18 protein-coding genes are annotated in these 22323 nt (G+C 70.2%); 11 read left to right on the forward strand and 7 right to left on the reverse strand.

Going from position 1 to position 22323, the window contains the following annotated elements:
- Window positions 1–3 precede the first annotated feature (3 nt).
- Window positions 4–198, reverse strand: coding sequence for a DUF5999 family protein (locus ACZ7DE_RS28215; protein WP_470765936.1), 195 nt, complete (start codon window positions 196–198; stop codon window positions 4–6).
- A 231-nt stretch (window positions 199–429) separates the two neighbouring features.
- Between ACZ7DE_RS28215 and ACZ7DE_RS28220 the strand changes: the two genes are divergently transcribed.
- From ACZ7DE_RS28220 to ACZ7DE_RS28230, 3 genes are all read left to right on the forward strand, one after another.
- On the forward strand, window positions 430–858 hold the full coding sequence (locus ACZ7DE_RS28220) for a DUF6299 family protein (RefSeq protein WP_470765938.1): 429 nt from the start codon (window positions 430–432) through the stop codon (window positions 856–858).
- A gap of 227 nt (window positions 859–1085) precedes the next feature.
- Complete coding sequence (locus ACZ7DE_RS28225) at window positions 1086–1778, forward strand: response regulator (protein ID WP_470765940.1); 693 nt, start codon at window positions 1086–1088, stop codon at window positions 1776–1778.
- Window positions 1779–1959: 181 nt separating this feature from the next.
- Entirely contained in the window at window positions 1960–2973 is a 1014-nt protein-coding gene (locus ACZ7DE_RS28230; RefSeq protein ID WP_470765942.1) for a 2-hydroxyacid dehydrogenase, read from the forward strand.
- Between the two features lie 135 nt (window positions 2974–3108).
- On the opposite strand, the gene ACZ7DE_RS28235 is transcribed toward ACZ7DE_RS28230, so the two are convergent.
- From ACZ7DE_RS28235 to ACZ7DE_RS28245, 3 genes are all read right to left on the reverse strand, one after another.
- The gene (locus ACZ7DE_RS28235) at window positions 3109–3549 is read right to left on the reverse strand and encodes a pyridoxamine 5'-phosphate oxidase family protein (protein WP_470765944.1); all 441 of its coding nucleotides are present in this window, start codon (window positions 3547–3549) and stop codon (window positions 3109–3111) included.
- 125 nt (window positions 3550–3674) lie between these two features.
- Entirely contained in the window at window positions 3675–5204 is a 1530-nt protein-coding gene (locus tag ACZ7DE_RS28240; RefSeq protein ID WP_470765946.1) for a helix-turn-helix domain-containing protein, read from the reverse strand.
- A 64-nt stretch (window positions 5205–5268) separates the two neighbouring features.
- Window positions 5269–5469, reverse strand: coding sequence for a DUF4236 domain-containing protein (locus ACZ7DE_RS28245; protein WP_389338375.1), 201 nt, complete (start codon window positions 5467–5469; stop codon window positions 5269–5271).
- Window positions 5470–6236: 767 nt separating this feature from the next.
- Between ACZ7DE_RS28245 and acnA the strand changes: the two genes are divergently transcribed.
- Together acnA and ACZ7DE_RS28255 are read left to right on the forward strand one after the other, a co-directional pair.
- On the forward strand, window positions 6237–8954 hold the full coding sequence (gene acnA / locus ACZ7DE_RS28250) for an aconitate hydratase AcnA (protein ID WP_470765948.1): 2718 nt from the start codon (window positions 6237–6239) through the stop codon (window positions 8952–8954).
- Window positions 8955–9378: 424 nt separating this feature from the next.
- Window positions 9379–10443 (forward strand): lytic polysaccharide monooxygenase auxiliary activity family 9 protein, encoded by a 1065-nt coding sequence (locus tag ACZ7DE_RS28255; RefSeq protein ID WP_470765950.1) that lies wholly within the window; start codon window positions 9379–9381, stop codon window positions 10441–10443.
- 107 nt (window positions 10444–10550) lie between these two features.
- Here ACZ7DE_RS28255 and ACZ7DE_RS28260 read toward each other — a convergent pair whose 3' ends face one another.
- On the reverse strand, window positions 10551–11543 hold the full coding sequence (locus ACZ7DE_RS28260; RefSeq protein ID WP_470765952.1) for an acetylxylan esterase: 993 nt from the start codon (window positions 11541–11543) through the stop codon (window positions 10551–10553).
- Window positions 11544–11813: 270 nt separating this feature from the next.
- On the opposite strand from ACZ7DE_RS28260, the gene ACZ7DE_RS28265 reads away from it, so the two are divergent.
- Genes ACZ7DE_RS28265 through ACZ7DE_RS28290 form a run of 6 tightly spaced genes read left to right on the forward strand, consistent with a single transcriptional unit; the run spans window position 11814 to window position 19691 of the window.
- Window positions 11814–12803 carry an ABC transporter permease gene (locus tag ACZ7DE_RS28265; protein ID WP_470765954.1) on the forward strand — a complete coding sequence of 330 codons (990 nt, stop codon included), beginning with the start codon at window positions 11814–11816 and terminating at the stop codon, window positions 12801–12803.
- Window positions 12800–13714 carry a carbohydrate ABC transporter permease gene (locus ACZ7DE_RS28270; RefSeq protein WP_470765956.1) on the forward strand — a complete coding sequence of 305 codons (915 nt, stop codon included), beginning with the start codon at window positions 12800–12802 and terminating at the stop codon, window positions 13712–13714. The genes ACZ7DE_RS28265 and ACZ7DE_RS28270 overlap by 4 nt, the downstream gene beginning before the upstream one ends.
- Before the next feature lie 33 nt (window positions 13715–13747).
- Window positions 13748–15406, forward strand: coding sequence for an ABC transporter substrate-binding protein (locus ACZ7DE_RS28275; RefSeq protein ID WP_470765958.1), 1659 nt, complete (start codon window positions 13748–13750; stop codon window positions 15404–15406).
- Window positions 15403–16911: a GH39 family glycosyl hydrolase gene (locus ACZ7DE_RS28280; RefSeq protein WP_470765959.1), complete on the forward strand. Its 1509-nt coding sequence runs from the start codon at window positions 15403–15405 to the stop codon at window positions 16909–16911. The genes ACZ7DE_RS28275 and ACZ7DE_RS28280 overlap by 4 nt, the downstream gene beginning before the upstream one ends.
- A 51-nt stretch (window positions 16912–16962) precedes the next feature.
- Complete coding sequence (locus ACZ7DE_RS28285; protein WP_470765963.1) at window positions 16963–17646, forward strand: hypothetical protein; 684 nt, start codon at window positions 16963–16965, stop codon at window positions 17644–17646.
- Entirely contained in the window at window positions 17643–19691 is a 2049-nt protein-coding gene (locus tag ACZ7DE_RS28290) for a beta-galactosidase (protein WP_470765965.1), read from the forward strand. The genes ACZ7DE_RS28285 and ACZ7DE_RS28290 overlap by 4 nt, the downstream gene beginning before the upstream one ends.
- On the opposite strand, the gene ACZ7DE_RS28295 is transcribed toward ACZ7DE_RS28290, so the two are convergent.
- Window positions 19688–21682, reverse strand: a complete 1995-nt coding sequence (locus ACZ7DE_RS28295; RefSeq protein ID WP_470765967.1) for an alpha-glucuronidase — start codon at window positions 21680–21682, stop codon at window positions 19688–19690. The two genes, ACZ7DE_RS28290 and ACZ7DE_RS28295, sit on opposite strands and share 4 nt — an antisense overlap.
- Window positions 21683–21736: 54 nt before the next feature.
- A complete protein-coding gene (locus ACZ7DE_RS28300; RefSeq protein ID WP_470765969.1) occupies window positions 21737–22261 on the reverse strand; it encodes a hypothetical protein in 525 nt (174 codons plus the stop codon).
- Window positions 22262–22323 lie beyond the last annotated feature (62 nt).

Below are 22323 nucleotides of genomic sequence, written 5' to 3' on the forward strand. Positions count from 1 at the left end.
GGGTCAGGCGGCCGCGGCCAGCCCCGCCACGGTCACCCGGTGCGGGTCCACGATCCGGCCGTCGGGCAGCAGCTCACCCGAGTCGTCGAAGACGATCGTGCCGTCGCACAGCAGGTTCCAGCCCTGCTCGGGGTGGGCGGCGACGACGTGCCCGGTGTGGGCGTCGGCAGAAGCGCTGGGAATCTGGTGGGAACACATGGCGCACCTCCACGTCGGCGGAGTCGGCCGTCCGGCCGGTCCGCATGGAACGACGATGCGCCCGGCCCGCGGTCCGTCGCCAGAGACCGGCCCGAAGCGTGACAGCACCAGGACAAGTCCAGGACCGTTCGTCGACGACGGATGCGGACTCGCCACCGAAGGAGTGACGATCACCGTCTCGGGCCCGCCCGCCCGGTACCAGTGGAGGCCCCCACAACAGGAGGTTCTCCCATGTCCTTGCGCCCCGCCCTGTCCGCGGCAGCCGGTGCCGTCCTGCTGCTGCTGGCCGCCCCGGCGGTCACCGCCCACGCGGACCCGTCGGAGTCCGTCACCGTCGACCCGGTCGGCCGTATCGCCGCCGACGGCACCGTCACGCTCTCGGGCACCTACCGCTGTGTCGGCAACACCGGCCCGGTCTTCGTCAGCTCCTCCGTCGGCCAGAGCTCCGACGGCGCCCAGCACGGCATCGGCGGCACGCGCGCGGTGTGCGACGGCGCCGAGCACAGCTGGGTGAACACCGGCAAGGCCACCCCGGACGACCTCGACCCCGGAGTGGCCCACGTCGAGGCCACGCTGATGGAGCTCCGCCCCGAGAGCGGCCTTCCCCTGCCCCGCTTCCACGCGGTGCTGAAGCAGGACGTCACCCTCACCGAGGCCTGAGCACGGCACGTCCGGCGCCCTCCCGCCGCAGGGACGGCGCCGACGGCCGGGCCGGCCCGCGATCGGGCCCGGCCCGGCCGCTCAGCCGCCGCGCGCGCCGTAGGACGACGCCCTGGCTCTTCGCCCCGCAATCGCGGAAGATCTCCGACAGGCGCGGGAACCGGTCAGGCCCAGGGGGCGCCGCTTTCCGGAGCCCCCGACGGACGGCGCAGAACGAGGAGACGACGATGGCGGACAGCGAGCGGCCCGGCCCCGACAACCCGATCCGGGTCTTCCTGTTGGACGACCACGAGGTGGTGCGGCGTGGGGTGCGCGACCTGCTGGACGACGAGCCGGACATCACCGTGGTCGGCGAGGCCGGGACCGTGGCGCAGGCGCTGGCACGGGTGCCCGCGCTGCGCCCGCAGGTGGCCGTGCTCGACGTGCGTCTGCCGGACGGCGACGGAGTGACCGTGTGCCGCGAACTGCGGTCGGGCCTGCCGGAGCTGGCCTGCCTGATGCTGACCTCGTTCGACGACGAGGAGGCCCTGCTCGACTCGATCATGGCCGGCGCGTCGGGTTACGTCCTGAAGCAGATCAAGGGCTCCGACCTCGTCTCGGCGGTCCGCACGGTGGCCGCGGGCCAGTCGCTGCTCGACCCCAGCGCCACCACCCGGCTGATGACCCGGCTGCGCAACGACCGGCACAAGCAGGAGGAGCCCGACGCGCTGCCCGGCCTGACCGACCGGGAGCGGGAGATCCTGGCCCTGATCGGTGAAGGGCTGACCAACCGCCAGATAGGCCGACGGCTCTACCTCGCGGAGAAGACGGTGAAGAACCACATCTCCCGGCTGCTGGCCAAGCTCGGCGTGGAGCGACGCGTCCAGGCCGCGGTCATCGCCACGCAGGCGCAGGACAGGCTCCGGCCCGAAGGACACTGAGCCCTCGTCCCCGGCAGGGGCCGCCGGGCGGGAGCGTCCCCGATGCCGTCCCGTGCGGCCCGGCACGCATGGGCCACGACAAGTGACGCGGTCGCCGTCCGCAGGGCCTGTCGCCTCCTCCGCCCCCCCGTCCCGGCCTACGGTGGAGGGGCGGCCAACCACCCCGGCGGGAGGAGAGCACGTGGAGGTCATGGCGTACGGCGTCCTCGCGGACGAGGAGCCGCTGCTGCGCGAGGCGTTCGTCCGGCAGTTCGCGGACCGGCATGACCTGCGCTGTCTCGGTCTGTTCCTGAACCGGGACACCAGCCCGACGGCGGCCGGGCACGAGGTGGTGCTCAGCAGCGTCAACGACACGCTCGACGCCGAGGTGCTGCGCGCGCTGGCCGAGGGCGGGACGAGGATGATCGCCCAACGCGCCACCGGCTACAACAACATCGACCTGGCGGCGGCCGAGGAACTGGGGATGACGGTGGCGCGGGTGTCGTCGTACTCGCCCTACTCCGTCGCCGAGTTCGCGTGGGCGCTCGCGCTCGCGGTCGACCGCCGGATCGTGCGGGCCGCACACCGCACCCGGGAGTTCGACTTCCGGCTCGACGGGCTGATGGGGCGCGACCTGCGCGGCCGGACGGCGGGAGTGGTGGGCACCGGAAAGATCGGGGCGGCGTTCACGCGGATCGCGCACGGCTTCGGGATGCGGCTGCTGGGCTGGGACGTCGCCGAGAACCCCGACTGTCTGGCCCTGGGCATCGAGTACGTCGAGCGCGAGCGGCTGTTCGCCGAGGCGGACCTGGTCAGCCTGCACGTCCCGCTGGTGCCGGACACCCACCACCTGGTGGACGCGCGCAGGCTGGCCCTGATGAAGGACGACGCCATCCTGATCAACTCCAGCCGCGGCGGCCTGGTGGACACCGACGCCCTGCTGGAGACCCTGCGCGCCGGACGGCTCAGCGGGGTCGGCCTGGACGTGTACGAGGAGGAGGCCGGGGTGTTCTTCCTCGACAAGTCCCTGGAGGTGATGACCGACGAGCGCCTCGCGCGGCTGATGACCTTCAACAACGTCCTGGTCACCTCGCACCAGGCGTACTTCACCCGGGACGCCGTCGGCCAGATCGCCGAGACGACGGCGGCCAACGTCGCGGACCACTTCGCGGGCCGGAGCAGCGACAACACGCTCGTCCGCCGGCCCGCCGACTGAGACCGGCCCCGCCCACCGCACCGGGCGAGAGGACCGGCGACCGAACGGTCGGCGAGCGAACCAGCGGCGACCGAACCAGCCGGCGGTCGGGCAGCCCGGCCCTCACGCCTGTCGCCATCGCGCGCCTGTCCGCGGTCAGAGCCGCCCGGTCGTCGGGTCTTCTGCGGGCGCCCCAGTGATCTCCCGCCCGGTGACCAGCTCGGACTCGATCCGTACGAAGACCCCGTCCCGTACGGGCATCCAGGACCGCGGGCCGGTCTGCGAGAGCCGTTCGTGGTCGGCGGGGTCGGTCACCACCCTGGCCCGGCCGGTGACGACGACGCTCCAGCCGGACCGGTTCGCCGCGGTGAACTCGTCCGCCTCGAAGGCGACCACGACCCCGTCGATGGCACGCACCAGATCGGAGCCGGCCGGGGTGTACAGCAGGACCGCAGCGTCCTCGTCCAGGGAGAAGTTGACCGGGAGGACCGCGGGCAGCGCCTGCCGCGTGTAGACGACCCGGCCGACCGGCGCCTTGGCCAGCAGCCGAAGGCAGTCCTGCCGGCCGAGAATGCGAAAGGCGTCGTTCTCGAGCATCACACCATCCTCGGCGCGACCCCCCGAAGCCGGGTAGGGCCGGTCGGCCCTTCTTCCCCCGGCCCCCGCCCGCCCCCCCGCACCCGACACCCACCACGACTCCAGCGGGCGCGAGCGCCGCCCACTCAGATGTCGCGGAAGATCTCGATCTGCGCCCCGATGGAGTTGAGCCGCTCGGCCAGGTCCTCGTAGCCGCGGTTGATCACGTACACGTTGCGCAGCACCGACGTGCCCTCCGCCGCCATCATCGCCAGCAGCACGACCACCGCGGGGCGCAGGGCCGGCGGGCACATCATCTCGGCCGCCCGCCAGCGCGTCGGACCCTCGACCAGCACCCGGTGCGGGTCGAGCAGCTGGAGCCGCCCGCCGAGCCGGTTCAGGTCCGTCAGGTAGATCGCGCGGTTGTCGTAGACCCAGTCATGGATGAGGGTCTTGCCCTGGGCGACGGCCGCGATGGCGGCGAAGAAGGGGACGTTGTCGATGTTCAGGCCGGGGAACGGCATCGGGTGGATCTTGTCGATCGGCGCCTCCAGTTTGGAGGGCCGGACCGTGAGGTCCACCAGCCGGGTGCGGCCGTTGTCGGCCGCGTACTCCGGCGTCCGGTCGTGGTCGAGACCCATCTCCTCCAGGACCGCGAGTTCGATCTCCAGGAACTCGATCGGCACCCGGCGCACCGTCAGTTCCGACTCCGTGACGACCGCGGCGGCCAGCAGGCTCATCGCCTCGACCGGGTCCTCGGAGGGGGAGTAGTCCACGTCGACGTCGATGTTCGGCACGCCGTGCACGGTGAGCGTGGTGGAGCCGATGCCCTCGACGCGGACGCCGAGCGCCTCCAGGAAGAAGCACAGGTCCTGGACCATGTAGTTCGAGGAAGCGTTGCGGATGACGGTGACGCCGTCATAGCGGGCCGCCGCCAGCAGCGCGTTCTCGGTGACCGTGTCCCCGCGCTCGGTCAGCACGATCGGCCGGTCCGGGCGGACGGCACGGTCGACGACGGCGTGGTACTGCCCCTCCGTCGCCGCGACCTCCAGCCCGAACCGGCGCAGCGCGATCATGTGCGGCTCGATGGTCCGCGTGCCCAGGTCGCAACCGCCGGCGTACGGCAGCTTGAAGTGGTCCATACGGTGCAGCAGCGGGCCGAGGAACATGATGATGGAACGGGTGCGCACGGCGGCCTCGGCGTCGATCGCCGCCATGTCCAGCTCGGCCGGCGGCACGATCTCCAGGTCGACGCCGTCGTTGATCCAACGCGTCCGTACACCGATGGAGTTCAGGACCTCGAGCAGGCGGTAGACCTCCTCGATACGGGCGACCCGGCGCAGCACCGTGCGCCCCTGGTTGAGCAGCGAGGCGCACAGCAGGGCCACGCACGCGTTCTTGCTGGTCTTCACGTCGATCGCGCCGGACAGCCGACGCCCGCCCACGACGCGCAGGTGCATCGGGCCCGCGTAGCCCAGAGAGACGATCTCGCTGTCCAGGGCTTCACCGATTCGAGCGATCATCTCAAGGCTGATGTTTTGGTTGCCTCGCTCGATGCGGTTGACGGCACTCTGGCTGGTTCCGAGCGCCTCGGCCAGCTGCGCCTGTGTCCAGCCCCGGTGCTGTCGGGCGTCACGGATGAGCTTGCCGATGCGTACGAGGTAGTCGTCTGCCATGGGGTTGAGGTTATCTCAGATATGAGATGGCGCCTCTCGGGGGGTCCGTTCGGGTGATGGCCCGTCAACGGCGCTTGGCGTTACGTGTGCGACGCCACCCGAAAGGCCCGGGCAAATCCATCGATGTCGTACGACGTCCCGTGCTGCTGTGCGTGTGGCGCGGTCCGTGCGACCCGCCGCCGGTGGTGATCGACCACGACCGCCGGTTGATGTTCAGTCGCACACCGGGGAGGATGCGGAAACTCTTGCGGAAAGTGAGGGGCATCGGGCCTCCTTCGTCAGGGAACTGCCTGTCTCCGGTCTCGTCTACCCCGGCCCGGCGACCCCATGACGCCCGCTCAGGAACCGCCTTGCCGTGCGTCCGCCGTCGCCACCGCCGTGAAAGGCGCCGTGCGGCCGCCGCTCCGTGTGTCCGTCGACGGTCGCCCCGGCCGACAGGTGCCTCCGCCGACTGGTCCGGCGTCTCCGCCGACTGGTCCGGCGTCTCCGGCGCGTGGTCCGCCGGAAGTCGGGTCGGGATGTCGTACGGGGGCTGGTCGGGGAGCTGCAAGGGGAGAGCCGGGGCGTGCCGGGGCCGTGATCCGGCGGCCGTGCCCGTTCCCGGCGCTGCGCCCGCGAGCAGGTCGCCGTGTCCGTGGCCCGGCGGCCGTGTCCGTGGTCGGGCTGTCGCGTCCGTGCTCGGGCGTCCGTGCCCGCGATCCGGCCGCCGTCCCCGCCGTCGGCGCCGCGACGTGGACCGGGAGCAGCGCGCCGTGTCGGTGGCCTGGCGCTCCCGGTCCGGGGTGCAGGGGGCTGCCGGTGTGGCCCGGCGCGTGGGGGGTCCGGCTTTCAGCGGCAGGTGACAGCGAGCCCGGGCATGACCATTCAGCCCCCATGTACTAGAGTTATCTCGACATCGAGATATCTGCCGAAGGCGCACCGCAGCCGCCACCCTGGTAAGGGTTACCTAACTTAGCCTGACCTCAGCGGTTCGGCCAAGCCCGCGTGACGGCAGGATGCGGTGGTACGCGCACATCAATGAAGGAGACTGTCGTGTCGGCGAACAGCTTCGACGCCCGCAGCACGCTGCAGGTGGGCGACGAGTCGTACGAGATCTTCCGGCTGGACAAGGTGGAAGGCTCGGCTCGCCTTCCGTACAGCCTGAAGGTGCTGCTGGAGAACCTGCTCCGTACCGAGGACGGCGCGAACATCACCGCCGACCACATCCGTGCGCTCGGCAACTGGGACTCCCAGGCCCAGCCGTCGCAGGAGATCCAGTTCACGCCGGCCCGCGTGATCATGCAGGACTTCACCGGCGTGCCCTGTGTCGTCGACCTCGCCACCATGCGTGAGGCCGTCAAGGAGCTCGGCGGCGACCCGGCGAAGGTCAACCCGCTCTCCCCGGCCGAGCTGGTCATCGACCACTCCGTCATCGCCGACAAGTTCGGCACCAACGAGGCCTTCGCCCAGAACGTCGAGCTGGAGTACGGCCGCAACAAGGAGCGCTACCAGTTCCTGCGCTGGGGCCAGACCGCCTTCGACGACTTCAAGGTCGTCCCGCCCGGCACCGGCATCGTCCACCAGGTGAACATCGAGCACCTGGCGCGCACGGTCATGGTCCGCAACGGCCAGGCGTACCCCGACACCCTCGTCGGCACCGACTCGCACACCACCATGGTCAACGGCCTCGGCGTCCTCGGCTGGGGCGTCGGCGGCATCGAGGCCGAGGCCGCGATGCTCGGCCAGCCGGTCTCCATGCTCATCCCGCGCGTCGTCGGCTTCAAGCTCACCGGTGAGCTGCCCGCCGGCACCACCGCCACGGACCTCGTGCTCACGATCACCGAGATGCTGCGCAAGCACGGCGTCGTCGGCAAGTTCGTCGAGTTCTACGGTGAGGGCGTCGCCGCCACCTCGCTCGCGAACCGCGCCACCATCGGCAACATGTCGCCCGAGTTCGGCTCCACCGCCGCGATCTTCCCGATCGACGACGAGACCCTGAAGTACCTGCGCCTGACCGGCCGCGACGAGCAGCAGGTCGCGCTCGTCGAGGCGTACGCCAAGCAGCAGGGCCTCTGGCTGGACCCGAAGGCCGAGCCGGACTTCTCCGAGAAGCTCGAGCTCGACCTCTCGACGGTCGTCCCCTCGATCGCCGGCCCGAAGCGCCCGCAGGACCGCATCGTCCTCGCCAACGCCGCCGAGCAGTTCAAGGTCGACGTGCGCAACTACGTCGACAGCGTGGACGAGGCGGGCCAGGAGTCCTTCCCGGCCTCCGACGCCCCGGCCGTCGCCCCGAACGGCGCCCCGTCCAACCCGGTCACCGTGACCGCCCCCGACGGTTCGACGTACGAGATCGACCACGGCGCGGTGACGGTCGCGGCCATCACCTCCTGCACCAACACCTCCAACCCGTACGTCATGGTCGCCGCCGCGCTCGTCGCGAAGAAGGCCGTGGAGAAGGGCCTGACCCGCAAGCCGTGGGTCAAGACCACCCTCGCCCCGGGTTCGAAGGTCGTCACCGACTACTTCGACAAGGCGGGCCTCACCCCGTACCTCGACAAGGTCGGCTTCAACCTCGTCGGCTACGGCTGCACCACCTGCATCGGCAACTCCGGCCCGCTGCCGGAGGAGGTCTCCAAGGCCGTCAACGACCACGACCTCGCCGTCACCTCGGTCCTCTCCGGCAACCGCAACTTCGAGGGCCGGATCAACCCCGACGTCAAGATGAACTACCTGGCGTCCCCGCCGCTGGTCGTGGCGTACGCCCTCGCGGGCTCCATGAAGGTGGACATCACCAAGGACGCCCTGGGCATCGACCAGGACGGCAACCCGGTCTTCCTCAAGGACATCTGGCCCTCCGAGGCCGAGGTCAACGACGTCGTGGCGAACGCCATCGGCGAGGACATGTTCAACAAGTCCTACCAGGACGTCTTCGCGGGCGACGCCCAGTGGCAGGCGCTGCCGATCCCGACCGGCAACACCTTCGAGTGGGACGCCGAGTCGACCTACGTCCGCAAGCCCCCCTACTTCGAGGGCATGACGATGGAGACCACCCCGGTCTCCGACATCAGGGGCGCGCGCGTCCTGGCCAAGCTGGGCGACTCGGTCACCACCGACCACATCTCCCCGGCGGGCGCCATCAAGGCCGACACCCCGGCCGGCAAGTACCTCACCGAGCACGGTGTGGAGCGTCGTGACTTCAACTCCTACGGCTCCCGCCGAGGCAACCACGAGGTCATGATCCGCGGCACGTTCGCCAACATCCGCCTGCGCAACCAGATCGCGCCGGGCACCGAGGGCGGCTACACCCGCGACTTCACCCAGGCCGACGGCCCGGTGTCGTTCATCTACGACGCCTCCCGCAACTACATCGAGCAGGGCATCCCGCTGGTCGTGCTGGCCGGCAAGGAGTACGGCTCCGGCTCGTCCCGCGACTGGGCCGCCAAGGGCACCGCGCTGCTCGGCGTCAAGGCCGTCATCGCCGAGTCGTACGAGCGCATCCACCGCTCGAACCTCATCGGCATGGGCGTGCTCCCGCTGCAGTTCCCGGAGGGCGCCACCGCCGCGTCCCTCGGCCTGACCGGCGAGGAGACCTTCTCCTTCACCGGCGTCGAGGAGCTCAACAACGGCACCACCCCGCGCACGGTCAAGGTCACCACCGACACGGGCGTCGAGTTCGACGCGGTCGTCCGCATCGACACCCCCGGTGAGGCCGACTACTACCGCAACGGCGGCATCATGCAGTACGTGCTGCGCAGCCTGATCCGCAAGTAAGCGGCCAGGCCGAGAAAAGCGGCACCGCAAGGCAGTCGAGGGCCGCATCCCCGGTGACGGGGGTGCGGCCCTCAGCCGTGTACGGTCCCGGTCCGGTCGCGCCCGTTTACAAGTGCGCCGAACGGCGCTATCTTCCGCCACAGGTGAAGTGGGAGCGCTCCCATATCGGCCCGCGCCCGGCAGACCGGAACCTGCCGGGCCCGGGCCCGGGAACGCTCCCGCTTCGCGCACCCTTGCACCGTCGCACCCTGCACCGTCGCACCCTGCGCCGCGTGCCCATGCGCCGGCCCACGTGCACCGGCGCGCTCGCGCGTCCCGTGCCCGCGCACCCGAGCGCACGCGCACCGCACCCGCACCCGCAGTGCACTCCCATACCCGCACGGTCCGTACACGGAAGGCGGATTCATTCGCCATGCGATCTGTCATGATCACACCAAGCTTGAGGTCCCGGTTACGCTCCCGAGCCCTGCTCCTCGTTCTCCTGGCCCTGCTGGCCACGGTTCCCGCCCTCGGCCTGATCGTCACGGCCGGCGGCACGGCGGAGGCTCACGGCACCCCCATGAAGCCCGGCAGCCGTACCTTCCTGTGCTGGCAGGACGCGCTGACCGACACGGGTGAGATCAAGCCCGTCAACCCGGCCTGCAAGAACGCACAGCAGGTGAGCGGTACCACGCCGTTCTACAACTGGTTCTCGGTGCTGCGCTCCGACGGCGCCGGCCGCACGCGCGGCTTCGTGCCCGACGGGCAGCTGTGCAGCGGCGGCAACGCCAACTTCACCGGTTTCAACGCGGCCCGCGACGACTGGCCGCTCACCCACCTCACCTCGGGTGCGACCGTCGACTTCTCCTACAACGCCTGGGCCGCGCACCCGGGTTGGTTCTACGTCTACGTCACGAAGGACGGCTTCGACCCGACCAGGACCCTCACCTGGGACGCCATGGAGAGCCAGCCCTTCCTCTCCGTCGACCACCCGCCGCTCCACGGCAGCCCCGGCACGGTCGAGGCCAACTACTCCTGGACCGGCAAGCTCCCGGCGAACAAGTCCGGTCGGCACATCATCTACATGGTCTGGCAGCGCTCGGACAGTGCGGAGACCTTCTACTCCTGCTCCGACGTCGTCTTCGACGGGGGGAACGGCGAGGTGACCGGTATCCACGAGCCCGGAAACCCCACCGAGCCCGTGCCCGGCACCTGCACCGCCACCCGCAGGACCACGAACACCTGGAACGGCGGCTACCAGTCCGAGGTGACCGTGACCAACTCGGGCGACGTCCCGATGCTCGGCTGGATGGTCGACTGGACGCTGCCGTCGGGCCAGTCGGTGGTCAGCCTGTGGAGCGGCAGCGCCACGTACACCGGGCAGGCGGTGATGGTCCACAACGCCGACTGGAACGGCTCGTTGAGTCCGGGACAGAGTGCGACGTTCGGCTACGTCGTCTCCGGCCCGGGCGGTGACAGCGCCACAAGCCTTCCCTGCAGGGTCGGCTGAGCGGCAGTCGCTCCGGGCGGACCTGGTGGGCGGACCCCTGCGGCCGCCCACCAGGTCGGCGCCATGCGCAGGGAGCCCGCCCGGACTGCGGCGCCGCCGGGCCGGGCTCAGCCGGCCAGCAGCTCCGGCAGCCACCGCAGTTGTCGCCTCACCTGCTCACCCTCGCCTCCCTCGTGCCCGTTGAACGGATACGCGTGGATCTCCCTGCGGGGATCGGGGCCGCCGGTCAGCTCCCCGTAGCGGTTGAACGCGGCGTACACCCCGCTCGGCGGGCAGACGGTGTCGCGCAGACCCGTGCCGAAGTGTGCCGGAGCATGGGCTCGGCGGGCGAAGGAGACGCCGTCCACGTAGGAGAGCGTGCGGTGAGCGGCTTCCTCCGCGCCGCGATGAACGGAGAGGTAGGCGGCGATCTCCCCGTACGGGCCCGCGTCGGTGAGCTCGAGTGCGCGCCGGATGCCGCACAGGAAAGGGGCCGTGACGACGACGGCGGCGAGGTCGGGGACCAGGCCCGCGACGGCGAGCGCGAGCCCACCGCCCTGACTGTTGCCGACGGCGGCCGTCCGGGCGGGGTCGACGCCGGGCAGGGCGCGGACCGCCGTCACCGCCCGCACCGCGTCCGTGATCAGACGGCGGTAGTGGTAGTCCCGCGCTGAGAGCAGGCCGCGGGCGGCCGGCCCGGGGCCACCGGGCGCCGTGGCGTGCGGATCAGGGGTGACGCCCCCGTCGCCGTACTGGTCGCCCTGCCCGCGGTTGTCCATCAGCAGGTGCGCGTAGCCCGCGTTCACCCAGGTCAGCCGCTCGTGCGGAAAACCGCGGCCGCGCCCGTAGCCGACGTACTCGACGACCGCCGGGAGCGGTTCGCGCACGTCGGCCGGACGGCTGAACCAGGCGCGCACCGGGTCTCCCGCGAAGCCCCGGAACGTCACGTCCCAGGTCTGCACGAGACGGAGACCGGTTCGGACGGGATGCACCGACACCAGCGGATCGCGCTGTCCTGCCTCCTTCAAGGTGTCCGTCCAGAACGCGTCGAAGTCGGTGGGCTCCTCGGGCTCGGGGCGATGGCGTTCCAGTTCCGGCAGCGGCAGGTCGAACGCGGGCACAGCGGCACCTCGCAGAGTCGGCGGCGATCGATCGTTGCGTAGCTCATCCAGAAATTTGCGGGCGACGGTAGCACTCGACTCCCCGGTTCTACCCCACCCGTGGAGTGTTCCAACGCCACACCTGGCCTCACCAGCCCACGGTGCAGCACCCATTGACAGCGCTTTCCGTGACCCCTTACGTTGCCGCAGAGTTACCGGTAAGGGCACGAAAGTTTCGATACCACGCGCGGTGAGTCCAGCGTTTCGAACGACGCCCCGGGAGGCCCGAGCATGAGCACCTCCACCAGATCGGCCCCGCCCCCAGGAACCCAGGACCCGCCGCCGAAGACCCGCCACGGTCCCGCGCGTCCGACCGCGCGCCGGGGCTGGCGACGGGCGCTGCGCCGGGACTGGCAGCTGTACTCGCTGGCCGTGCTGCCGCTGCTGTTCTTCCTGCTCTTCCGCTACCTGCCGATGATCGGCAACGTCATCGCCTTCCGCCGCTTCGAACCGGGTGGGTCGATCTTCGGGGAGCGGTGGGTGGGCCTTCGCTATGTGCGGATGTTCCTGACCGACCCCACGTTCTGGCAGGTCTTCCGCAACACCCTGTGGCTCGGCGGGCTCACTCTGGTGTTCTGTTTTCCCGTTCCGGTCGTCCTGGCGCTGCTGCTCAACGAGGTGCGCAGACGCTCGCTGAAGAAGTTCGTGCAGTCGATCTCGTACCTTCCCCACTTCCTGTCGATCGTGATCGTCGCGGGCATCACCATGCAGATGCTGGCGACGGACGGGCCCGTCAACCACGTGCTGGACCGGCTCGGGCACGACCCGGTCCGGTTCATCCAGGAACCCGGATGGTTCCGCACGATCTATGTGGGCTCGGAGATCTGGCAGACGGCCGGCTGGGGGACGATCCTCTACCTCGCCGCGCTCACCACCATCGACGAGGACCTCTACGAGGCCGCCCGGATCGACGGCGCGAGCCGCTGGCGGCAGATCTGGCACGTCGCCCTGCCCGGCATCCGTCCCACCATGATCACGCTGCTGATCCTCAACATCGGCACGTTCATGGCGGTCGGCTTCGAGAAGGTCCTGCTGCTGTACAACCCGCTGACCTACCCGACGGCCGACGTGGTCTCCACCTATCTGTACCGAGCCGGTGTCGAGTCCAACAGCTTCAGCTACGCCGCCGCGATCGGGCTGTTCGAGGCGGTCATCGGTCTGGTGCTGATCACGAGCGCGAACCAGGTGTCGCGTCGCACGGTGGGGACGAGTCTGTGGTGAGCCTCCGCAACCCGCGTGCCCCGCGTCCGCGTACCTCGGTGCACCAGCCCACGCGTGGCTACCGGGTCTTCCAGGGCGTCAACGGCGTGATCCTCACGCTCGTCGTGCTGGTGACCCTCTACCCCTTCGTCAACATCGTCGCCCGGTCCCTCAGCGGTGAACGTCAGATCCGCACCGGCGAAGTGACCCTGTGGCCCAAGGGGTTCAACCTCACCACGTACAAGATCGTCTTCCATGACTCGATGTTCTGGCGCAACTACGGGAACACCGTTCTGTACACGGTCGTCTCCACCGTCATCGCCATGGTCCTGACCACGTGCTACGCCTACGTCCTGTCGAAGAGGAACCTCAAAGGGCGAGGGGTGCTCGTCGGCGTCGCCGTGTTCACCATGTTCTTCACCGGCGGGCTGATCCCCAACTACGTCCTGGTCACGAGCCTCGGCCTGAAGAACTCCGTCTGGGCGATCGCCCTGCCCAACGCGATCAGCGTCTTCAACCTGCTGGTGATGAAGGCCTTCTTCGAGAGCCTGCCGAGCGAACTCGAGGAGGCCGCGCAGATCGACGGGCTGAACACCTACGGGATCCTGCTGAGAATCGTGTTGCCGCTGTCCAAGGCCGTCGTCGCGACCATGGTGCTCTTCTATTCGGTGTCGTTCTGGAACTCCTGGTTCTCGGCGTACCTCTACATGGACCGGACCGAGCTCATGCCGGCCACCGTCTATCTGCGCAACCTGATCTCGGGCGCCACCACAGGCGGTAACGCCGGCGCCGGAACCGAGCAGCTCAGCCAGGTCGGGGCGAACATCCAGGCCGTCACCATCGTGCTGACGGCGCTGCCCATCCTCTGCGTGTACCCGTTCGTCCAGCGCTACTTCGTCTCCGGCGTCACGCTCGGCGCGGTCAAGGGCTGAATGCCACACCTCTGACGGAACAAAGGAGTCTCCGTGAAGAACGCAGGCCGGCTGTCACGACGCCAGATCCTCTCCGCCGCAGGCTTCGTCGGCCTCGCCACCCTCACCGGCTGTGGAAGCGGGGGCGAGGACGGCGGCGACACCAAGGACCTCTCCAAGAAGCAGAACGGAGCGATGGAGGAGTACCGCGTCGGACAGCAGTTCAAGGCGTCGAAGCCGCTTTCCTTCTCGGTGCTGCACAACAACAACCCGGTCTATCCGATGAAGGACGACTGGCTGTTCTGGAAGGAGCTCACCAGGCGTACCGGGATCACCCTGAAGCCGATCGCGGTCCCGCTGAGCGACTACGAGAAGAAGCGCAGTGTCCTCATCGGGGCAGGTGACGCGCCGTTTCTCATCCCCAAGACCTACCACCCGTCGGAGGTCGCCTTCGTCTCGTCGGGCGCCATCCTTCCCGTGAGCGAGTACGTGCACCTGATGCCCAACTTCCAGGACAAGGTCAGAAAGTGGAAGCTGGAGCCCGAACTCGATTCCATCCGTCAGTCCGACGGCAGGTACTACCTCCTGCCAGGGCTGCACGAGAAGGTCAAGTCCGGCTACTCGTTGTCCTTCCGCACCGACGTCCTCGGCAAGCTCGGCCTGACTCCGCCCACGACCTGGGACGAGGTCCACGACGTCTTCAAGGCCATCAAGGCCGAATACCCGGACCGCTATCCCTTCTCCGACCGCTGGAGCACCAACACACCGTTCCCGGCAGCCGCGTTGCTCAGCTATCTCGGCCAGGCGCACGGGGTGAGGGCCGGCTGGACCTACGACAACATCAGCTTCGACGCGAAGGCGGGGGAGTTCGTCTTCACCGGCGCCACGGACGGATTCCGCCAGGTCGTGGAGTACCTGAGGAAGCTGGTCGCCGAGAAACTGATGGACCCCGAGAGCTTCACCCAGACCGACGACGAAGCCGTGCAGAAACTGCTGGGCGAGAAGTCCTTCGCGATCAGCGCCAATCCACAGGAGCTGGTCCAGAACTACCGCTACAACCTGGAGAAGCAGGTCAGGGGCGCGAGGATCGAGATGGTGCCGGTGCCGCTGGGGCCGGCCGGCCCGGTGGTGTTGGGCGGGGCCCGGCTGGAGAACGGCGTCATGGTCTCCACCAAGGCTCTCCAGAGCGACACCTTCGTCGCGATGATGCAGTTCGTCGACTGGCTCTGGTACTCGGACGAGGGCCAGCGGTTCGCCAAGTGGGGCGTGCAGGGCACCACGTACACCTACTCGAGCGGCCGGTACAGGCTGGAGCCTGGCGTCAGCCTCATGGGCTCGGACCCCGCCGCGCCGAAGGATCTGCAGAAGGACTACGGCTTCCACAACGGAGTCTTCACCTACGGCGGCAGCTGGGCGCTGGTCTCCTCGTCCTTCAGCCCGGACGAGAAGAAGTTCCAGGACGCCATGGCCCAGCGTGAACAACTCCCCATCGGTCCGGCCCATCCCCTGCAGTCCGTGGAGCAGGAACAGGCCTCGCTCTGGGAGACCCCGCTGCGGGACCACGTCACCCAGAACATGCTCAAGTTCGCCCTCGGCAAGCGCCCGCTCTCCGAGTGGGACGACTACGTCACCGAGCTGAAGGCCAAGAACATGGACCGGCTCGTCGACCTGCACAACAAGGCGCGCGAACGCTACAAGAAGGAGAACGGGTGATCCGCGTCCCCGCCGAACCGGCAGGCAGGCTCCCCGACGCCTGGCGGCACTGCGTCGGCACCGGCCGCGTCGAGCTCGCCCTTCGACGCGACTACCAGGAGTCCCTCGCCCTGATCCGGCGCGACATCGGTTTCCGGCACATCCGCGGCCATGGCATGCTCAGCGACGGCATGGGCGTGCACCGCCCCTACGACCACAACGGCGTCCGCCGCGTCCACCACTCCTTCACGTACATCGACCAGGTGCTCGACGCGTACCTCGAAGCCGGTGTCCGGCCGTTCCTGGAACTCGGCTTCATGCCCGCCGGGCTGGCCTCCGGCGAGCAGACGGTCTTCTGGTGGCGCGGCAACGTCACCCCGCCCCGCTCTCATCGCGAGTGGGCCGACCTGGTGCGCGCGACCCTCGTCCACCTCGTCGACCGCTACGGCCTCGACGAGGTCCGCACCTGGCCCGTCGAAGTGTGGAACGAGCCCAACCTGCCCGACTTCTGGCAGGGCGCGGACGAGACGGCGTACCACCGCCTGTACGAGATCACCGCGCACACCGTGAAGGAGGTGGACGCCGGTCTTCAGGTCGGAGGCCCGGCGATCTCCCCGGGCGCCGACGACTGGCTGGACCGGTTCGCCGAGTTCGCCGAACGCCGGGACGTGCCGGTCGACTTCGTGTCGAAGCACGCGTACAGCTCCGGCCCCGCCCAGCACGTTCCGTTCGGCGTCCACCAGACGCTGGCCCCGGCCTTGGACCTGCTCGACCAGTTCGCCGCACCCCGAGAGCGCCTCAAGGGCACTCGGCTGGCCGAACTCCCCGTGCACATCACGGAGTTCAACTCGTCCTACCGTCCCGACAACCCGATCCACGACACCGCGTTCCACGCCGCCTACCTCGCCCCCGTCCTGGCGCGCGGCGGCGACCTCGCCGACTCGTTCTCGTACTGGACGTTCAGCGACGTGTTCGAGGAAACCGGTGTCCCCACCGCCCTGTTCCACGGCGGGTTCGGACTGCTCACCCACCGGCAGGTCAGAAAGCCGACGTACCACCTGTACGCCTTCATGGCACGGATGGGGTCCGACCTGCTGGCGCGCGGTGACGACCACCTCGTCACCCGCGGTCCGGACGGCGGGATCACGGTCCTGGCCTGGGCGCCCGTCGATCCGACGGGCGAGACCCCGGGCCCCGACCGGCACGCGCTGCGCCTGTCGCTGCCGGTGGCGGCCCACGAGGTCTTCGTCCGCCGGTCCACCGTCGACGAGGAACGAGGAAACGCCTACACAGCCTGGCGGCACATGGGCAGCCCCCGATCGCCGCGGTCCCGACAACTGGACGTCCTGCACGAGGCCGCCGAGCCGGCCCGCAGCCACCGACGGCTGTCCGCCCGGGAGGGCCGCGTGGAACTCGGCCTCACCCTGGCCCGCCACGAGATCACCCTCGTGGAGCTCACACCGGCGGCCGACGAGACCCCGCCCTGGTGGGACGAGCGACGACTGCTCGGCCGGGCGGTGTCATGAGCGAGGCAGACGCGTCGAAGTGTTCCCGATTCCGTCCACCAGAGGGGTCCCATGAGCAGCGTGCACACCGTGGGTTTCGGGTCCGGCCCCCTCTCCCGCGCCGCCGCCCTCCTGCACACCCTTCTCACGGTCGAGGCCCTGCTCCTCGCGACGGCCGCACCCGGCCTGGCCGGCCTGCTCGCCCTGGGCCCCGACCCCGCCAACCTGCCCCTCGCCGCCCTCTGCCTGCTGCCGCTCGGCCCGGCCGCCTCCGCCGCGCTGTACGCCCTGCACCACCGCAGCCGTGATCTCACCGATCTGCACCCGGCCCGTGCCTACGGGCGCGGCCTGCGCCTCAACACCCTCCCCGCGCTGAAACTCTGGACGCCTCTGTCGGCCTGGCTCGCCGTGATCGCCGTCAGCCTCACCCACTTCGCGGCCACCGGCCTGCCCGCCTGGTGGGCGGTGCTCCTCGGCCTCGTCGGCGTGACCTCCCTGCTCTGGGGCGGCCACGCGCTCGTCCTCACCTCGCTGTTCACGTTCCGCGCCCGCGACACCGCCCGCCTGGCCGCCTACTTCCTGCTGCGGCGCGGACGCGTCACCCTCGCCGCGGCCTCCCTGCTGCTCCTGGCCGCCGGTGCGACCGCCCTCCTCACGGAGGCACTGCCCGCCCTGCTGGCCGCACCGCTGCTGCTCTCCCTGCTGCAGTCGAGCCGCCCGGTGATCGTCGAGACCCAGGAGGACTTCATCGCATGACCCTGCCCGACACCGGAGACGACGGCCTGCTCCCACGCACCCACACGATCCCGTACGGCGGCGACTACAACCCGGAGCAGTGGCCGCCGGACGTCCAGGACGAGGACCACCGTCTGTTCACGCGAGCGGGCATCGACACGCTCACCGTCGGGGTCTTCACCTGGTCCCTCACCCAGCCCGCGGCGGACGTCTACGACTTCACCACCCTCGACGGCATCCTCGACCGGGCCGCCGCCGAGGGCCGCCGGGTCTGCCTGGCCACCGGGACCGCCGCCGTTCCGCCCTGGCTCGCCAAGAAGTACCCCGAGGTCAACCGAACCGATTTCGAGGGCCGCCGTCACCGGTACGGGCAACGGCACAACTTCTGCCCGAGTTCGACCGCGTACCGGCGGCTGTCCACAGACCTGGCCGCCCGTCTTGCCGAACGCTACGCAAGACACCCCGCGTTGCTCGCCTGGCACATCAACAACGAGTACGGCGGGGCCTGTTACTGCGACCGGTGTGCCGAGGCGTTCCGCGGCTGGCTTCGGGAGCGGCACGGCACGCTCGACGCCCTCAACGACGCGTGGTGGACGACGTTCTGGTCGCACCGCTTCACCGACTGGGACCAGATCGAGCCGCCGAGCGCGCTCACCGAACACTGGCGCGGCCCCGACCACACCGCCTTCCAGGGCATCACCCTCGACTACCAGCGCTTCATGACCGACGCTCTGCTCGGCTGCTTCATCGCGGAGAAGGAGGCCGTCCGCGTCCATGACCCGCACACCCCCGTCACCACCAACCTCATGGGCGCGTACCGCCCGCTCGACTACCACCGGTGGGCGCCCCACCTCGACTTCGTCTCGTGGGACAACTACCCGCCACTGGACGCCCCGCCGACCCGTCCTGCCCTCGCCCACGACCTGATGCGCGGCCTCAAGGGCGGCGCGCCCTTCTGGCTGATGGAGCAGACCCCCTCCACCACCGCCTGCCGCGACGTCAACCCCCTGCGCCGGCCCGGCGAGCTTCGCCTCGCGACCTGGCAGGCCGTCGCCCACGGAGCGGACGCCGCCCTCTACTTCCAGATGCGCGCCTCACGCGGCGCCTGCGAGAAGTACCACGGCGCGGTGATCGGCCACGCGGGACGTGACGACACCCGGGTCTTCACCGAAGTGGCCCTTCTCGGGGCCGAGCTGGGCCGACTGGGCGGGGTCACCCTCGGCGCCCGAACCCCCGCCCGCACCGCCCTTCTCTTCGACTGGGACAGCTGGTGGGCCCTGGAGACGTCCGACGGCCCTTCCCGGCTCATCCGTTACCCGGACGTCGTACACGCCTACTACCGTGCTGCCCGAGAGGCGGGCGCCGACGTGGACGTCGTGCCGGTGACCGCGGACCTGACGCCGTACGACGTGGTGCTCGCCCCTGTGCTCCACCTGGTCAAGGCAGGCCTGGCCACGAGTCTGGAAGGGGTGGCCCGGCGCGGCGGCACCGTGCTCGCCACGTTCCTCACCGCACGGTCCGACGAACACGACCGCGCCTTCCTCACCGACGTCCCCGGCCCGCTGGCCCCGCTCCTCGGCATCCGTATCGACGAATGGGACGCCCGCCCGGAAGACGTCGTACAGCCGGTACGGCTGGGGGAGCTCACCGCGCAGGCCCGTCTGGTCTTCGAGATCGTCCGGTTGCGGGGCGCCGAACCGGTCGCCGTGTACGGCGCCGACTTCTACGCGGGCACCCCGGCCGTGACCCGCAACCGTTTCGGCGCCGGCAGCGGAGAGGCCTGGTACGTGGCGACGGCTCTGGACCAGCCCGGCGTGAACCATGTGGTGCGCGGCGTCCTCTCCCGCCACGGCCTGATCGGCCCCTACGCCGGCTACCGGGCCGTGGAGACCTCCACCCGTGTCGCCCCCGACGGAACCCGTCTGTGCTTCCTGCTCAACCACGCGACCGAGCCGACCGAGTTGACCGCCCACGCCCCGGCGACGGACCTCCTCACCGGCAAGCGGCTCGAGCGGGGCGACGCCCTGACCCTGGACCCGTCGGGCGTCGTCGTCCTTCGGCTTTAGTAGATCGTGCGCCCCCGCTCGTCGGGGATGCCCGACTTGCGCAGGAAATAGCTGTTCACCTGGTCCCGCCACTCCCGTGCGCCGCGCACCTGCTCCTCGTACCGTTCCGCCACGCGCGCGTGCAACGCCGGTTCCACCAGGTCCGAGAGGCCCGCCCACACCCGGCGGGCCTCCTCCGCCTCCTCGACGCCCTCGAAATGCGCGTCGTAGATGTGCTGGACGACCGTCTTCCCGCTCTTCAGCCGATGCCCGTACGGCACGTGGTGGAAGAACAGCAGCAGCTCGTCGGGACACGAGGCCGCCGACTCGTACAGCGCCGACCAGGGCTTGCCGTACTGCGCCGCGTAACCGGTGCCGGTCGCCGCGCTGCGGTCGACGCCGATCCCGTCCCGGTCCGCGAAGTGGTACGTCCCCCAGGGGCTGTACTCGTAGCCGTCGACGGCGGGACCGTAGTGATGTCCTGGCTGCACCATGAAGCCGACGCCCAGCGGGGCGGTGTACTTCTCGTAGGTCTGCCAGGAAGGCCGCAACAGCGCGCGCAGCCCGGTGGCCAGCCGCTCGGGGGCGGAGGGGAAGGTGAGCGCGATCCACTCGTCCAGGATCCGCAGCGGGTCGGCGTCCGGTCGCCAGGCGAGCCGGCCGAAGGTGTAGAGGTTCGCCTGAGCCAGCGGATGCCCCGTCCAGAACGGGTCGTCGCCGACGTTGGACACCGCGACCAGCCCGCCCCGCGACAACTCCGCCACCGTGGAGCCCTGTTCGCCGTCCGGGCGGAAACGCAGCACCTCGCTCCACATCGGTCCGAGCCAGCACACGTGCCGCTGCTGCCCCGTGTACTCCTGGGTGGCCTGCACCTCCACGGCGACCCGGGTGCGCGGCAGCGCGCCGAGCACCGGCGAGACCGGCTCGCGCACCTGGAAGTCCATGGGCCCGTGCTTCACCTGGAGCACCGCGTTGTCGGCGAACTCCCCGTCCAGCGGGGCGAAATGGTCGTAGGCGGCCCGCGCCCGGTCCGTCGAGCGGTCCCGCCAGTCCTGGCGGTGGTCGTACACGAAGGCCCGCCAATGGACCGTGCCGCCGTGCGGGGCGAGGGCGGCGGCCAGCATGTTCGCGCCGTCCGCGTGAGAACGGCCGTAGGCGTGCGGGCCCGGCTGCCCCTCCGAGTCCGCCTTCACCACGAACCCGCCGAAGTCCGGGATCGCCGAGTACACCCCGTGCACGGCCTCGGCCCACCAGGCGCGCACCGCCTCGTCCAGCGGATCGGCGCCGGCCAGCCCGCCGAGCACGACCGGCGCGGCGAAAGTCACCGACAGATGCGTGCGGATCCCGTACGGCCGCAACGCCCAAGCGATCGCGGCCACCTCGCCGATCCGGTCGGTGAGCAGCCGCGCCTCGGCGTCGTGCACGTTGACGTTGTTGACGCAGACGGCGTTGACCCCGCAGGCCGCCAGCAGCCTGCCGTACGCACGGACGCGCTCGGGCTCCTCGCGGGCCCGGCCGTCCCGCCAGAACAGCGAGCCGCCCGCGTACCCGCGCTCCACCTGGCCCATGACCGGATGCACGGCCACGTTGTCCCAGTGGTCCAGCATCCGCAGAGCCGTCGCCGGCCGGTGCGCCTCACGCGGCCGTGTACCCCGGAACGCGTCCTCCCCGAGCCGTACGACGTGGAACAGGCCGTACAGCAGGCCGCGTTGACCGGACGCGACGACGGTGGTCGTACCGTCGGCGCGCTCGAGTGCGAACCCTTCCTCGCCGAGACCCGCACCGGCGTCGTCCGCCACCCGCAGCACGAGGTCGTACCCGGCACCTGAGGTGCCCCGTACGACCTCGCCGCCGAACTGCGCGCAGGCGTGCGCCACTTCACCGTGCACGGTCTCCGCCGGCGGTCCCGAACCGTCGACGAGCGTCCGCCGGCCACCCAGCGCCCGGAACGCGTCCGGCGGCAACCAGGCGGGGTCGATCCCCTCCGGCAGAACGGGCACGGTGATCGGCATGGTCCCTCCGGATGATGCGGTCGCCTTCCTGCAGCTTGATCGGCCGGAGAGGTCCTAGGCGACGGCCGCTCCGGTACCGCGCGCGGCGCCGATGAGGTCCGTGAGCCCCGCGTCGTCGTACACGGAGATGTCGACGTCGGCGCCTTCCGGGAGGTCGAAGTCCTCGACCTCGTAGTCCAGCACCGCGGAAGTCCCGGGCGGGCTGAAGGTGCCCAGGTTGTGGGTGGCGCCGCCGGACGTGTAGCTGACCTTGACGTAGTACGTGTCGCCGTCGTTGGCGGTGTCGTACACCCACAGCTTCTCGTCGTTCGGGTGGAACTCCACCTTGCCCACGAACGCTCCGGAGTTCGTCAGCTCCATCTTCACGGCGTAGCCGCCGGCGTCGTTCGCGAAGTACGTGTTGTCGAACGGGTCGGTGAGGTTGCCGCCGCTGCACGGGCAGTTGTCGGTGTCGTAGTAGTACGCGTGGTACGACGGGTTCGGACTGTACGCCTGGGCCGGCGCGGCCGTCGCGAAGAGCGCCCCCGCTCCCAGCGCCGCACCCGCGAGCAGTCCCGTGAACCGTCTGATGACGCTCATAGCCGCTTTCCCCCTCCGTGACGGACCGCCCCGTGTTCGCGCGCGGGCGACCCGATGATTCT

The organism is Streptomyces sp. NPDC037083 (assembly GCF_055606485.1).

What these genes read in the sequence shown, in the direction of transcription:
- ACZ7DE_RS28215 (WP_470765936.1), bottom strand. Translation starts at nt 198, where the DNA reads ATGTGTTCCCACCAGATTCCCAGCGCTTCTGCCGACGCCCACACCGGG.
- ACZ7DE_RS28220 (WP_470765938.1), top strand. Translation starts at nt 430, where the DNA reads ATGTCCTTGCGCCCCGCCCTGTCCGCGGCAGCCGGTGCCGTCCTGCTG.
- ACZ7DE_RS28225 (WP_470765940.1), top strand. Translation starts at nt 1,086, where the DNA reads ATGGCGGACAGCGAGCGGCCCGGCCCCGACAACCCGATCCGGGTCTTC.
- ACZ7DE_RS28235 (WP_470765944.1), bottom strand. Translation starts at nt 3,549, where the DNA reads ATGCTCGAGAACGACGCCTTTCGCATTCTCGGCCGGCAGGACTGCCTT.
- ACZ7DE_RS28240 (WP_470765946.1), bottom strand. Translation starts at nt 5,204, where the DNA reads ATGGCAGACGACTACCTCGTACGCATCGGCAAGCTCATCCGTGACGCC.
- ACZ7DE_RS28245 (WP_389338375.1), bottom strand. Translation starts at nt 5,469, where the DNA reads ATGCCCCTCACTTTCCGCAAGAGTTTCCGCATCCTCCCCGGTGTGCGA.
- ACZ7DE_RS28255 (WP_470765950.1), top strand. Translation starts at nt 9,379, where the DNA reads ATGATCACACCAAGCTTGAGGTCCCGGTTACGCTCCCGAGCCCTGCTC.
- ACZ7DE_RS28265 (WP_470765954.1), top strand. Translation starts at nt 11,814, where the DNA reads ATGAGCACCTCCACCAGATCGGCCCCGCCCCCAGGAACCCAGGACCCG.
- ACZ7DE_RS28285 (WP_470765963.1), top strand. Translation starts at nt 16,963, where the DNA reads ATGAGCAGCGTGCACACCGTGGGTTTCGGGTCCGGCCCCCTCTCCCGC.
- ACZ7DE_RS28290 (WP_470765965.1), top strand. Translation starts at nt 17,643, where the DNA reads ATGACCCTGCCCGACACCGGAGACGACGGCCTGCTCCCACGCACCCAC.
- ACZ7DE_RS28295 (WP_470765967.1), bottom strand. Translation starts at nt 21,682, where the DNA reads ATGCCGATCACCGTGCCCGTTCTGCCGGAGGGGATCGACCCCGCCTGG.
- ACZ7DE_RS28300 (WP_470765969.1), bottom strand. Translation starts at nt 22,261, where the DNA reads ATGAGCGTCATCAGACGGTTCACGGGACTGCTCGCGGGTGCGGCGCTG.